Genomic DNA, 13099 nt, shown 5'->3' with positions numbered 1-13099 from the left:
TCCATGAATATGGTCGAAAGTGGTGTCAACCACCTGAATTCGAAGACTGAAACGCCGGTCGAGCGCGGCCCGGTGCCGGGCAGCGTGCGCCCGACGCACAGTTCGCAGCCGGCGGATTCGATCAAGCCGAAGATCGAGGTGAATAACCTCAACTTCTTCTACAACAAGTATCACGCGCTGAAGAACATCAACCTGCGCATTCCGGAGAAGAAGGTCACGGCTTTCATCGGTCCGTCGGGCTGCGGCAAGTCCACGCTTCTGCGCACGTTCAACAAGATGTACGCGCTCTATCCGGAGCAGCGCGCCGAAGGCGAAATCCTGATGGACGGCGTGAACCTGCTCGATACGACGAAGGATATTTCCCTGCTGCGCGCGCGCGTCGGCATGGTGTTCCAGAAGCCGACGCCGTTCCCGATGTCGATCTACGACAACATCGCGTTCGGCGTGAAGATGTTCGAGCAGCTGTCGCGCTCGGAAATGGACGATCGCGTTGAATGGGCGCTCACCAAAGCCGCGCTCTGGACCGAAGTGAAGGACAAGCTGCAGCAGAGCGGCTACGGTCTTTCGGGCGGTCAGCAGCAGCGTCTTTGCATCGCGCGCGGCATCGCGATCCGTCCGGAAGTGCTGTTGCTCGACGAGCCGTGCTCGGCGCTCGACCCCATTTCCACGGGCCGGATCGAGGAGCTGATCGCCGAACTGAAAAGCGATTACACGGTTGTCATCGTCACGCACAACATGCAGCAGGCGGCGCGTTGTTCGGACTACACTGCCTATATGTACCTCGGTGAATTGATCGAGTTCGGCGATACCGAAAAGATCTTCATCAAGCCCGCCCGCAAGGAAACGGAAGACTACATCACGGGCCGCTTCGGCTGATCGTCAGCCAGGTGAAACAGAAGGCTTAAGGAGCATATATGACCGATAAACACCTCTCGAGCCAGTTCGACGCAGACCTCAACGCGGTGTCGTCGAAAGTGCTGGAAATGGGCGGCCTGGTCGAATCGCAGATCATCGCGGCGATGCAGGCGCTGAACGAATTCGATATCGGCATCGCGGATCAGGTGATCGCGGCCGAAGCGCGCCTCAACACGATGGAAGTCGAGATCGACGAGGAGTGCAGCAACATCATCGCGCGCCGTCAGCCGGCCGCGCGCGATCTGCGTCTGCTCATGGCGATCTCGAAGACCATCACCAATCTCGAGCGCGCCGGCGACGAAGCCGAAAAGATCGCGAAGCGCGTGAAGCGCATCAACGAGGACGGCGCGGGCCGCACGGTGAACATCGCCGAGATCAAGCTGTCGGGCGAGATGGCGGTGTCGATCCTGCGCCGCGCGCTCGATGCGTTCGCGCGTCTGGACACGGTCGCGGCCGCGCAGATCGTGCGCGACGACAAGGCCATCGACGATGAATTCCGCGCCTTCGTGCGCAAGCTCGTGACGTACATGATGGAAGATCCGCGGACGATTTCCGCGGGCCTCGATTATCTGTTCATCGCGAAGGCGGTGGAGCGCATCGGCGATCACGCGAAGAACATTGCCGAGTTCATCATCTATATCGTGAAGGGCACGGACGTGCGCCATATCTCGCGCGACCAGCTCGAGCGCGAGGCGCTCAGCTGATCGCCGGCTGCGCGCAATCGTTTTAACCCAAGCAAAAGGTCAAGAGGTGCCGATGCCCAGCAGTATCCTCGTCGTGGAAGACGAACCCGCGATCTCCGAACTGATTTCGGTGAATCTTCAGCATGCGGGACATTGCCCGATTCGCGCGTACAACGCCGAACAGGCGCAAAACCTGATCAGCGACGTGTTGCCTGATCTCGTGCTGCTCGACTGGATGTTGCCGGGCAAGTCGGGCATCGCGTTCGCGCGCGAACTTCGCAACAACGAGCGCACGAAGCACATCCCGATCATCATGCTGACGGCGCGCGGCGACGAGAAGGACAAGGTGCTCGGCCTCGAGATCGGCGCGGACGATTACGTGACGAAGCCTTTCTCGCCGAAGGAACTGATGGCGCGCATCAAGGCGGTTCTGCGCCGCCGCGCGCCGCAGTTGACCGAAGACGTGGTCGCGATCAACGGCCTGCGCCTCGATCCGGCGACGCATCGCGTGGCGGCGAATCACTCGGATGGCGACATCAAGCTCGATCTCGGCCCGACCGAATTCCGTCTGCTGCACTTCTTCATGACGCATCCCGAGCGCGTGCATAGCCGCACGCAATTGCTGGATCAGGTGTGGGGCGATCACGTGTTCGTCGAAGAGCGCACGGTCGATGTGCACATCAAGCGTCTGCGTGCCGCGCTTAAGCCCGCGGGCTGCGATGCTATGATCGAAACGGTGCGCGGCAGCGGATACCGGCTTGCGAAGAGCGCCTGAGTTCCGGCTCGACGTTATCCGCTTCGACTTGCCGCATCAACGTCACTCAGACTCACCGACAACATGAACATCATCTGGACGCGTGCCATCGTGTCCCTCGTGCTGCTCGCCGCGATTAGCGCCGCGATCGGCGCATTCGCGGGCCTGCGTGCGGCGCTCGCCTTCGCGGTGATCATGCTCGTCGTGCAAGGCTTCTTCGTCACGTATCACATGCAGCGCCTGTGGCGTCTGCTCGAAGCGCCGGTCTACGGCGAGGTGCCGAGCGCGCTCGGCATCTGGGGCGAAATCTATTACCGCCTGCACAAGCTCGCGAAGCGCTGGCACGCGCAGGTGCGCCAGGTCGAGCAACAACACGCGCGCTTCATCCAGGCGATCCAGGCATCGCCGAACGGCGTTGCGATGCTCGACGACCATGATCAGATCGAGTGGTGCAACGCGATCGCCGAGGAGCATTTCGGTCTCGACGCGAAGCGCGACTTGCGCCAGCACATCACGCATCTCGTGCGCCATCCGGATTTCGTCCGCTATCTGAACGCGCACCATTACGAAGAGATGCTCGTGATGCGCGGCATGGGCGTGAATCGCAAGTACACGGTCTCGGTGCAGGTGTTTCCCTATGGCGACCACCGCAAGCTGATTCTCACGCAGGACATCACCGAGCTCGAGCGCACGGATTCGATGCGCCGCGATTTCGTGGCGAACGTCTCGCATGAATTGAAGACGCCGCTCACGGTGCTGTCCGGCTTTCTCGAAACGATGCGCGAGCTGCCGCTCGATGAAGCCGACCGCATGCGCTATCTCGACATGATGGAGCAGCAGGCGTCGCGCATGCAGAACATCGTGCGCGATCTGCTCGTGCTTGCGAACCTCGAAGGCGACATGCGCCCGCCTGGCGATGAGCTGCTCGACATGCGCGCTGTCATGCGGCATCTGGAAGACGATGCGAACAGCTTGTCGAACGGGCGGCATCGCATTACGTTCCATAGCGATGATGCGCTGACCGTCGCGGGCGCGGAGACCGAAGTGATGAGCGCGCTCGGCAATCTCGTGACGAACGCGGTGCGGTATACGCCGGATGGCGGGGCGATCGAAGTGTCGTGGCAGCGCATGAAGGATCGCGCGGTTTTCACGGTGCGTGATAGTGGGCTGGGGATTCCTGCGGAGCATATCCCGCGGTTGACCGAGCGGTTTTATCGCGTGGATCGGAGCCGGTCGCGGGATACGGGCGGCACGGGGCTCGGGCTTGCCATCGTCAAGCATGTGCTGCAGCGGCACAACGCCGAGCTCGATGTGAAGAGCGAAGTGGGGAAGGGGAGTACGTTTATCGTGAGGTTTCCGGGATCGCGGACAGCGTTTAGGAAGTCGCTCGCCGCGTGAGGTTTGTCTGCTTGCGTGTTGGTTGTTTTGTTTTTGTCGCTGGATCCCGGTTTCTTGGTGGTCTATTAGCGTTGCCCCTATGCGGGGCGGCAGTCACTTTCTTTGCTGCTGCAAAGAAAGTAACCAAAGAAACAGCTTGTCCCATCCAAAGTGCTTCAAGCCGGCCCCGGCACAGAAGATGGCACGTGGTCCGGCAGTAGCGAGTGCCCTCGTAGGCCTAACCGGGCTTGGATCGCGCACGGTCTGTCACATCGCACCACTCAACTGACTGGTAAGGCGCGAGATAGCTCCAGCCCGCTTCGCGGCCGACCGGTCAATCGGGTCTGCGCGCACTTTCTTGCTAACGCTTCTATCTCTCCGCATTCGCCGCAGGCTGGTTTCCCTTGCAAACCCAGCGGCAGCGCGTAGCGCTGTGCCGGAGCTATTTGGTGCTGAACCAGCGCTCTCAATGTTCTAGCTTGTCAGACCGTGCGCGGTCCACGCCCGGTTAGGCCTTTGAGGACACTCGCTACTGTCGGACCACTTGCAATCTTCTGTGCCGCGGCCGGCGTGAAGCGCTTAGGATGGGGATAGCTGTTTCTTTGGTTACTTTCTTTGCAGCAGCAAAGAAAGTGACTGCCGCCCCGCATAGGGGCAACGCAAATAGACCGACACGAAACCGGGATCCAGCGACAAAAACAAAACAACCAACGCGCAAGCAACCGAAAATCAAGAACAGAACTTAGCCAGCAATCCCAACTGCGCGTTGCGAATAGACTTCCCGGGCCGGCGCTTCCGATAGTGCCCATCACTTTGCATGACCCAGGCCGATTGATTATCGCCAAGACAAACCGACAACCCTTCGGCAATAACCCGCCGCTTCAACCGCCGATCGCGAATCGGAAACGCCACCTCCACGCGACGGAAGAAGTTGCGATCCATCCAGTCCGCGCTCGAAAGAAACACATCTTCCTTGCCGTTGGCATAGAAATAGAAGATCCGATGATGCTCGAGAAACCGCCCCACGATCGACCGCACCGTGATGTTCTCCGACAGATCTTCGACGCCAGGTTTCAACGAACAAACCCCGCGCACGATCAGATCGATCTTCACGCCCGCATGCGAGGCTTCATAAAGCGCGGCAATGACCGTAGGCTCCAGCAAGGCATTCATCTTCGCGACGATGCGCGCCCGCCGTCCCGCGCGCGCATGCTCCGCTTCGGCGCGGATCGCATCGATGAGCTTCGCGTGCAGCGTGAACGGCGACTGCCATAGCTGATTGAGCGGAATCTCGCCGCCGATGCCGGTCAGTTGCTGGAAGACGTGATGCACGTCCTCGCACATTTCCTGATCGGCGGTCATGAGACCGAAGTCGGTGTAGAGACGCGCGGTGCGCGGATGATAATTGCCCGTGCCCAGATGCGCGTAACGCTTCAACACGAGCTTGCCGCCCATCGACACGCGCCGCACGATCAGCATCATCTTCGCGTGACACTTGTGGCCAACCACGCCATACACCACATGCGCGCCCACGGCTTCGAGCTGCGAAGCCCAGTTGATGTTCGTCTCTTCGTCGAAGCGCGCGAGCAGTTCCACCACGACCGTCACTTCCTTGCCGTTGCGCGCGGCCTGCATGAGCGCATCCATTAGCGGCGAATCGGTGCCCGTGCGATAGATCGTCTGCTTGATGGCGACAACCTGCGGATCTTTCGCCGCCTGAAGCAGCAGTTCCAGCACCGGCTGAAAACTCTCATACGGATGATGCAGCAGGATATCGCCCTGATCGATCGCATCGAAGAGGTTCGACGTATTCGCGATCACCTTCGGCACCGACGGAATATGCGGCACGAACTTGAGGTCCGGCCGGTCGACCATTTCGGGTAACTGCATGAGGCGCACGAGATTCACCGGCCCGTTCACGCGATACAGATCGCGTTCGCTCAACTGACCTTCGTCGAGGAGGCGCCGCACGAGATGCGGCGGCGTTTCCGCCGACACTTCGAGACGCACCGCATTGCCCAGATGCCGCGCCGGCAATTCGCCCTGCAGCGCGACGCGCAGGTTCGTGATTTCGTCCTCGTCGACGAAGAGCTCGCTGTTGCGCGTGATGCGAAACTGGTTGCAACTGCGCACGACGAGATGCGGAAACAGCTCGTTCACGAAGTGCTGCATGAACGAACTCAGCAGCACGAAGCCGTGCGGATAACCGGACAGCGCTTCGGGCATGCGCACGAGGCGCGGCAGCGCGCGCGGCGCCTGCACGATGCCCATCATCGCCTGGCGGCCGAAGGCGTCGGTGCCTTCCAGCTCGACGACGAAGTTCAGGCTCTTGTTCAACACGCGCGGGAACGGATGCGCGGGATCGAGCCCGATCGGCGTGAGCACCGGCAGGAGTTCGTTGTAGAAGTACTCGCGCGCCCACGCGGTCTGCTGCTCGGTCCAGTCTTCCGCGCCATGAAAGTAGATGCCTTCCATTTCCAGCGCGGGCAGCACGATGTCGTGCAGCATCGAGTATTGCTGGCGCACGAGGCGCTGCGCGCGCTCGGAGACGAGGTCGTAGACGTGCTGCAGCGACATGCCGTCCGGGGAGAGCGCGCCGGGGTTGTCGCGCATCTGCTCCTGCAGACCCGCCATACGGACTTCGAAGAATTCGTCGAGATTGCTGCTCGTGATGCAGATGAAGCGCAGGCGTTCCAACAGGGGAACCGTCGTGTCGGCGGCTTGCGCGAGGACGCGCTCGTTGAAACCTAGTATGCCCAGTTCGCGGTTGAATAACGGATAGCGTATGGACATCGGAAGGAGGGCAGGTGTCTCGATCAGACGGGCAAGGGAACTCTCGGATACTCTCACAGTATGATGTATTTTTTATGACAGAACGATTGTCACAAATTCTACTCACAATGCGGATAGCGTCGCTAGCGCAAACGCGCGGTTCCGAACGAGTCGGCAAGGCCCGCGTGCCGTGTCGGCATAGAATAGAATTCGTGCGCTGCAACAGCGCCGCTGTGACAGTGCCTCTCCCCACTTCACGACTTCTGGATATCCGATGGTCACACATCCCCATCTACTTGCCGCGGTCGACCTCGGATCGAACAGTTTCCGGTTGATCGTCGGCCGGGTCGAGGAAACGCCCGCCGGCAGCCAGATCTATCAGGTCGATGCGCTGCGCGAACCCGTGCGGCTCGGCGGCGGGCTTTCGAAGGACAAGATGCTCGACCGCGCATCGCAGGTGCGCGGCTGGGATGCCCTGAAGCGTTTCGGCGAGCGTCTGCGCGACTTCCATCCCGATCAGGTGCGCGCGGTCGCCACCAATACACTGCGCGTCGCGAAGAACGCGCACGACTTTCTTGTCGAGGCGGAAATCGCGCTCGGTTTTCCGATCGAAGTCATCGCCGGGCGCGAGGAAGCGCGCCTCATCTACGCGGGCGCGGCGCATTCGGTGCCGGCGAGCGCGGGCAAGCGGCTCGTGGTCGATATCGGCGGCGGCTCGACGGAGTTCATCATCGGCTCGCATTACACGCCGATCCACATGGAAAGTCTCTATATCGGCTGCGTGAGCCATAGCCGGCAGTTCTTTCCGGCAGGCAACGTCGACGAATATACGATGCGCCAGGCGGAGCTCGCCGCCAAGCGCGAAATCCAGATCATCTCGAGCGAATACAAGCACACCGGCTGGGATCAGGCGATCGGCTCGTCGGGCACGGCGCGCGCGCTCGCGGAACTGATCGAGGCGAACGGCTTCAACGACGAAGGCATCACGCACGGCATCTCGCGCGGCGGCCTGGAGAAGCTGAAGCGCGCGCTCATCAAGGCGGAGAACGTGAACCGGCTGAAGCTCGTCGCGCTGAAGCCCGATCGCGTGCCGGTGCTCGCGGGCGGCCTGTCGATCATGCTGGGCGTGTTCGAGGAACTGGGCATCGACTATGCCGATACGACCGATGCCGCGCTGCGTCTCGGCGTCCTCTACGATCTGCTCGGGCGCTCGCAGCATCAGGACATGCGCACCGTCACGGTCGAAGGCTTCAAGCGCCGCTATGGCGTGGATGCCGCGCAGGCGGAACGCATCGGCGAACTGGCGATCAGCTTCTACGATCAACTCGGCGAGCCCGACGAAGACCTGCGCGAGGAAAACCGCATGTTCCTCGCGTGGGCGGCGTCGCTGCATGAAATCGGCTTGTCGATCGCGCACAGCGCCTATCACAAGCACTCCGCGTATATCGCGAGCAACGCCGACATGCCCGGTTTCTCGCGCACCGATCAGGCGCGGCTCGCGGCGCTCGTGCTCGGGCACGCGGGGAAGCTCGGCAAGCTCGCGCAGGCGCGCGACATCGAATGGACGCTCCTTTTCTGCCTGCGCCTCGCGTCGCTGCTGTCGCGCCGGCGCACGGATGTCGGGCTGCCCGGCATCGAGGTGAGGCAGGCGGGCGGCGGCTTCGAAGTGCGTCTGCCGAACGAATGGGTGACGAACAATCCGCTCACCGATTACAGCCTCGTTCAGGAAGCGATGGAATGGGAAAAGATCGGCCGGCCGTATCGCGTGGTGTACACCGGCGACTGATGCCGAAAGAGAAGGGCCCCGCTAAGCGGGGCCCTTTTTGCTTGAGGGCTTCAACGCCCCTGCATGTCGCCGATGAAATGCCGCGCGTAACGCGCGTTGATCTCCGAGAGGCGGAAGAGGGTGAGGAAGTCGGCGGTGTTGAAGTCCGGATCCCAGGCCGGCGCGCCGCAAATCTTCGCGCCGAGACGCAGATAGCCCTTCACGAGCGGCGGCGGGCTCACGTGCGCGCCCGTGCGCAGTTCCTCCACAGGCAGCGGCGTATGCGCAAAGGCGCGGTATTCGGGCGCCGTCAGCGCATCGGCGGGCAGCGAGTTATATAGATTCGCCGCGTAATGGCCGCCATCGATCATGCCGACGCTCGCGCAACCGAGCATCGTCTCGTAGCCGTTTTGCATCATGTACGCGGCAAGCCCGCCCCACAGCGACATGATCACCGCGCCGGTGCGATAGTCGGGATGCACGCAGGAGCGGCCCACTTCGACGAGCTTCGGCCGCAGATGCGTGAGGCGCGACACATCGAACTCGCTTTCCGCGTACAGGCGGCCGATGCGCGCGGCCTGATGCGGCGGCAGCACGCGATACGTGCCGACCACCTGCAGCGTGTCGAGATCGCGCACGAGGAGGTGATCGCAGTAGGCGTCGAAGGCATCGACATCGAGACCGGCGGGGCCCGAGAGACGTGCGCCCATTTCTTCGGAGAAGACGCGATAGCGCAGCCGCTGCGCATCGCGCAGGGCGTCTTCGTCGCGCGCCCACGCCACTTGCAGGCGTTCGCGGCCGGTGACGGTTTCCGATGTGCGCGGAAGGTGGCGGCGCGAATCGAGCGAGAGCGATGATGCTCCGAGTTGCAGGACAGGCGTCGGCAGATCTTGCATTGGCGTTCCTCGACAGGACGTTGCTGTGGCTTCAAGTCCTCGCCAATGTAGTAATGCACGGTGACGCTCGCATGGCATCGCAATGACGTTTCGATGAAACGACACGTGCATGAACGCGAGCTTACGACGCCCGCCCGGCGCTCAGATCAGGTCCGGATTGATCACCGCGCGCAGCACGACCTGGCCGTCGCCGCCGCGCGTGCGTCCCTGAAACCACCATATGCCCGACTTCTTGAGCGACCAGTCGGCTTCGTGGCCGGTCATGAGGAGCGCGGCCACGCGGCCGAGCGTCGGCTGATGCCCGATCACGACGACCGTCTCGCCGACGCCATCGGGCCAGCCGGCGGCATCGAGCACGGCCTGCGCGCCGTTGCCCGGCGCGAGTTCGTCGACCACGCGATAGCGGTCGCCGAAGGCCTCGGCGGTCTGGATCGTGCGTGTCGCGGGACTGGCGAGGAACACGGCGTCGTCGTCGATGCGCGCCTTCAGCCATTTGGCGATGCCTTGCGCCTGCTTGCGTCCGCGCGGCGTGAGCTGCCGCGCGAGATCGCTCGACGCCTGATCTTCCGCTTCGGCGTGACGCCAGAGAATGAGGTTCATCGATCGTCTCCGTTATGAGGTTCACTTGCGGCTTCGACCAGAAAGATGCGTGCCCGAGATTGGGCATTGCGAACGCGCATCAGGCACGCTACAATCTGCGGCTCGTCGGAGCGTAGCGCAGCCTGGTAGCGCATCTGATTTGGGATCAGAGGGTCGAAGGTTCGAATCCTTTCGCTCCGACCACGATACACGAAGGGGTTACAAGTTACGGCTTGTAACCCCTTTGTCTTTTCAGCGCGCGTTTTTCGCAGCGCTCATCTCGACACCAATCGACACCAATCGACACCAATCCGGGAGTCTCATGCCGCGAATCGTTCTCGCTTTCGTCTGTGCCGCAGCCGCTGCGCTTGCCTTGTCCGCGTGCGCCGACACGCAACCTCAGAAACACGAGCCGAAGGATCCGCCCGACTACCACGGCGTGCCGACGGACATGACGCCGCCGTCGATGATCGACGCGCCCGCCAAGCCGCAATAACCGCCCATGAAAGACGAAGCCCCGATGCGGACGCATCGGGGCTTCTGACCCGCGCCGGCCGTTCGCGCGGAGAAAGGCGCAGGCTGACGCCAGTCTAGGAATATCGGCCTGTGTCGGCTGTGTGCGCTTGTTTCGGAGCGTAACGGGTTGCAAGGCGGGCGTGCCCGCGCGCCTGGCGCAAAATTCGGCAAACGCGACCTGTCACACAATTCAGAGGAATCATCCCAGCGCAAAATTTGCCGCGCCTGTATCATCCGCGGACTTGTTTCAAACTGTATCCGCCATGAATCTGCTGTGGATTTTCGCCGCCTTCGCGCCGTTTGCCGTGGCATCGCTCGTCGCATTCGCCGCGCATATCGATCCGCTGTCCGGGCACTGGCGCACGCGGGGCCAGAAGGATCGCCCGGCCGCCTGATCCAGCAAGCGTCACTGCTTGCAGCGAATGACCATCGAACGGTTCTTGATGTTCGCCCCGAAAATCCCGCCCACCGAGCCGCCCGCGGTCGCGCCGCTGTCCGCATCTTTCGAGACCACGTCGTAGCCATAGGCGCCGCACACTTCGCCCGCCTGCTTGTAGCACGCCGCCCAGCTCGTGCTGGCATCGCTGCCGCTGCAGTTGATCGCAAAGCCCGTGTCGCCCGAAGGCAGATAGGTCATCGTTGCGGTGTGCGCGCATCCGGCAAGCGCGCCGGTCAATGCCAAAACCGCGCCGAGCGCGGCCGTGTTCATCCTCTTCGTCAATTTCATCAATCTTCCTCGTAACGTCCGCCCGGCCTTCAGCGGGGCGGCAGGTATTTCGCGGGGTCGGCCGAGCGCCCCATGTAACGCACCTCGAAATGCAGCATCGTGCGATTGCTGTCGGTATCGCCCATTTCAGCGATTTGCTGGCCTTGCTGCACGGTCTGGCCTTCCTTCACCAGCAGCACGCGATTGTGGGCATAGGCGGTCAGATATTCGTCATCGTGCTTGACGATCAGCATGTTGCCGTAGCCGCGCAGGCCGTTGCCCGCATAGACGACATTGCCGGTCGCGGCGGCGACGACAGGCGTGCCCGCCGCATTGGCGATGTCGATGCCCTTCGAGTTCTTGCCGTCGAAGCTGCGAATGACGCTGCCCTGCGCCGGCCAGACGAGCGTCACGCCCGGACCAGCCTTTGGCGACGAGGCTTGTGTGCCGGCGTCGCTTTTCGCGCTGCCGGCAGCGCCCGCACCCGACGATTCCGCCGCCGTCGCGTTGCCCGCCGCGGGCGCGATGCGCAGCACCTGGCCGACCTCGATGGCATCGGGATTCGTGAGCCCGTTCCAGCGCTTGATGTTCGCGACCGTGGTGCGATTCTCACGGGCGATCTTGTACACGGTGTCGCCGCGTTCCACGCGATAAAAGCCCGGCGCGACCGGGCCGGTTCCGCAAGCGGCCAATACTGCGATGAGCGATGCGCCGACGAGCCGTCGAATTTCTTTTTGCAAACCTGACCTCGCAAAGCATCGCCGCGAGAAGTGCCCGGCACAGCCGCGCGGCGAATTCGAAAGGCAGGATTTTACCGTCTCGGGTTTGCCCGGACAGAATGGCGCCCGCGCGCGGGCGCCCGGCGTCTTACTCGTTGCCCGTGACGACGAGCCTGAGCGACGCGGTCTCGGTCTTGCCCGGCGCGAGCCAGCGCAGGCCGAGGCCGTTGTGGATGGCATCGGGCAGGCCGATCCACGGCTCGACACAATAGAAGTCCGACGTCTCCGATTCCGTCCAGGTCGTGACGGCGTACCACGGCACGGAATCCGGCTGATGCAGCTCGAAGCTGACCGTGCGTTCGAGTCCCGGCAGCTTCAGCAGCATCGGCTCGTCGGACTGGCGCGTGAGGCAGTGAAACGTATCGATAATGCCCGGATCGCCGAGCGAATAGCGCGGCAGCCCCGGCTCGGCCTCGCTGATCGATCCGTCCGGAAGCTGCCGCCGCCGCTCGGTACGCGGCAACTCGACGCTGCTTTCGCCGCGCTGGCCGTGCGGCAGATGGAAGTAGAAATGGTGCCCGGCGTAATAGGGCAGCGCGACTTCGCCGGGATTGGACGTCGTGAGCTCGACCTCGAGCGTATTGCCGTCGATGAGGCGGTACGCCGCCTCGAAGCGGAAGGCGAACGGATAGCCGTCGCGGGTCGCGTCGCTGTCCACGAGTGTCATGCGCAGGCCGTGGCCGTCCGCGTCGCGGGTGCAGGAAAAGGGCAGATCGCGCGCGAAGCCGTGCGTCGGCAATGAATGCACGACGCCTTCGGGATCGCGCCATTGGCCGATCTGGCCGTCGACGAAATGCCGCCCGAGAAACGGGAAGAGCAGCGGATTGCCGCCGCGGATCTTCGCCGGTTTGGACCAGTCGGGCGCATCGGGCCAATGGATGACGGGCTCGCCGCCAACGCGCCAGGTCATGAGCCGCCCGCCCGCGTGCGGCGCGAGCCGGATGGCGGCGCCGTCGCGCTTGATTTCGATGACATCTGTTTCCGGTGACATGATGGCGGCGCGCTCCGTTGAATGTCGGCGACGCGCCGGGATATCCGGCGCGGCTCGAACCGACCATTCTGCCTTGGAATTTTCTACGGAAAAACCCTTTGGGGGAAATTGCGACTGACGAGCGGCCGTTCAATATGTTGTTATATGCTCCCTATGTTGGATATCAGACGGACAGGGAGCAACCATGGATCTGGCGATGGCAATGGGCGTCGCGATGTTCGCGCTTTTTGGCGCGAGCACTGCAGTCTTTCTCTACAAGCTGACGGCCTGACCGGCGATCGCAGTCGTCCGGCTCCGCCCCGGTTTCCGAAGCGCGCTTTCTTTCGGAATGCCTATACTCAGCTTGCGATAAATATTCGTTTTGCC

General features: G+C 62.6%; 13 protein-coding genes and 1 tRNA gene. 8 read left to right on the top strand and 6 right to left on the bottom strand.

Annotated elements, in window-relative coordinates; translation table 11 throughout:
- Positions 1 to 3: 3 nt before the first annotated feature.
- From pstB to phoR, 4 genes are all read left to right on the top strand, one after another.
- On the top strand, positions 4 to 876 hold the full coding sequence (gene pstB, locus AC1Z32_RS23540; RefSeq protein WP_483481025.1) for a phosphate ABC transporter ATP-binding protein PstB: 873 nt from the start codon (positions 4 to 6) through the stop codon (positions 874 to 876).
- A 38-nt stretch (positions 877 to 914) separates the two neighbouring features.
- Positions 915 to 1619, top strand: a complete 705-nt coding sequence (gene phoU, locus AC1Z32_RS23535; protein WP_062612479.1) for a phosphate signaling complex protein PhoU — start codon at positions 915 to 917, stop codon at positions 1617 to 1619.
- A 52-nt stretch (positions 1620 to 1671) separates the two neighbouring features.
- Positions 1672 to 2373: a phosphate regulon transcriptional regulator PhoB gene (phoB, locus tag AC1Z32_RS23530; protein WP_483481023.1), complete on the top strand. Its 702-nt coding sequence runs from the start codon at positions 1672 to 1674 to the stop codon at positions 2371 to 2373.
- A gap of 63 nt (positions 2374 to 2436) precedes the next feature.
- Positions 2437 to 3750, top strand: a complete 1314-nt coding sequence (phoR, locus tag AC1Z32_RS23525; protein ID WP_483481021.1) for a phosphate regulon sensor histidine kinase PhoR — start codon at positions 2437 to 2439, stop codon at positions 3748 to 3750.
- Between the two features lie 708 nt (positions 3751 to 4458).
- Here the strand turns inward: phoR and ppk1 are convergent.
- Entirely contained in the window at positions 4459 to 6522 is a 2064-nt protein-coding gene (gene ppk1, locus AC1Z32_RS23520) for a polyphosphate kinase 1 (protein WP_483481019.1), read from the bottom strand.
- 253 nt (positions 6523 to 6775) lie between these two features.
- Between ppk1 and ppx the strand changes: the two genes are divergently transcribed.
- Positions 6776 to 8287, top strand: coding sequence for an exopolyphosphatase (ppx, locus tag AC1Z32_RS23515; protein WP_483481017.1), 1512 nt, complete (start codon positions 6776 to 6778; stop codon positions 8285 to 8287).
- A 50-nt stretch (positions 8288 to 8337) separates the two neighbouring features.
- Here the strand turns inward: ppx and AC1Z32_RS23510 are convergent, their stop codons facing one another.
- Positions 8338 to 9162, bottom strand: a complete 825-nt coding sequence (locus tag AC1Z32_RS23510; RefSeq protein ID WP_062611106.1) for a GNAT family N-acetyltransferase — start codon at positions 9160 to 9162, stop codon at positions 8338 to 8340.
- Positions 9163 to 9303: 141 nt separating this feature from the next.
- The gene (locus tag AC1Z32_RS23505) at positions 9304 to 9762 is read right to left on the bottom strand and encodes a SixA phosphatase family protein (protein WP_483481015.1); all 459 of its coding nucleotides are present in this window, start codon (positions 9760 to 9762) and stop codon (positions 9304 to 9306) included.
- Between the two features lie 106 nt (positions 9763 to 9868).
- On the opposite strand from AC1Z32_RS23505, the gene AC1Z32_RS23500 reads away from it, so the two are divergent.
- The 3 genes from AC1Z32_RS23500 to AC1Z32_RS23490 all read left to right on the top strand — a co-directional run bounded on the left by AC1Z32_RS23500 (position 9869) and on the right by AC1Z32_RS23490 (position 10652).
- Positions 9869 to 9945, top strand: a tRNA-Pro gene (locus AC1Z32_RS23500).
- Between the two features lie 118 nt (positions 9946 to 10063).
- Positions 10064 to 10237 (top strand): hypothetical protein, encoded by a 174-nt coding sequence (locus AC1Z32_RS23495; protein ID WP_483481013.1) that lies wholly within the window; start codon positions 10064 to 10066, stop codon positions 10235 to 10237.
- Positions 10238 to 10520: 283 nt separating this feature from the next.
- On the top strand, positions 10521 to 10652 hold the full coding sequence (locus AC1Z32_RS23490) for a hypothetical protein (protein ID WP_483481011.1): 132 nt from the start codon (positions 10521 to 10523) through the stop codon (positions 10650 to 10652).
- A gap of 11 nt (positions 10653 to 10663) precedes the next feature.
- On the opposite strand, the gene AC1Z32_RS23485 is transcribed toward AC1Z32_RS23490, so the two are convergent.
- From AC1Z32_RS23485 to AC1Z32_RS23475, 3 genes are all read right to left on the bottom strand, one after another.
- Positions 10664 to 10984, bottom strand: coding sequence for a hypothetical protein (locus AC1Z32_RS23485; RefSeq protein ID WP_483481009.1), 321 nt, complete (start codon positions 10982 to 10984; stop codon positions 10664 to 10666).
- A 29-nt stretch (positions 10985 to 11013) separates the two neighbouring features.
- Positions 11014 to 11703 carry a peptidoglycan DD-metalloendopeptidase family protein gene (locus tag AC1Z32_RS23480; RefSeq protein WP_483481007.1) on the bottom strand — a complete coding sequence of 230 codons (690 nt, stop codon included), beginning with the start codon at positions 11701 to 11703 and terminating at the stop codon, positions 11014 to 11016.
- Between the two features lie 127 nt (positions 11704 to 11830).
- Positions 11831 to 12733, bottom strand: coding sequence for an aldose epimerase family protein (locus AC1Z32_RS23475; RefSeq protein ID WP_483481005.1), 903 nt, complete (start codon positions 12731 to 12733; stop codon positions 11831 to 11833).
- Positions 12734 to 13099: the final 366 nt, after the last annotated feature.

This window comes from Caballeronia sp. 11_S32 (genome assembly GCF_056930355.1).
The sequence above is the reverse complement of the archived record's forward strand: the minus strand, read 5'-3'. Positions and strand labels throughout refer to the sequence as shown.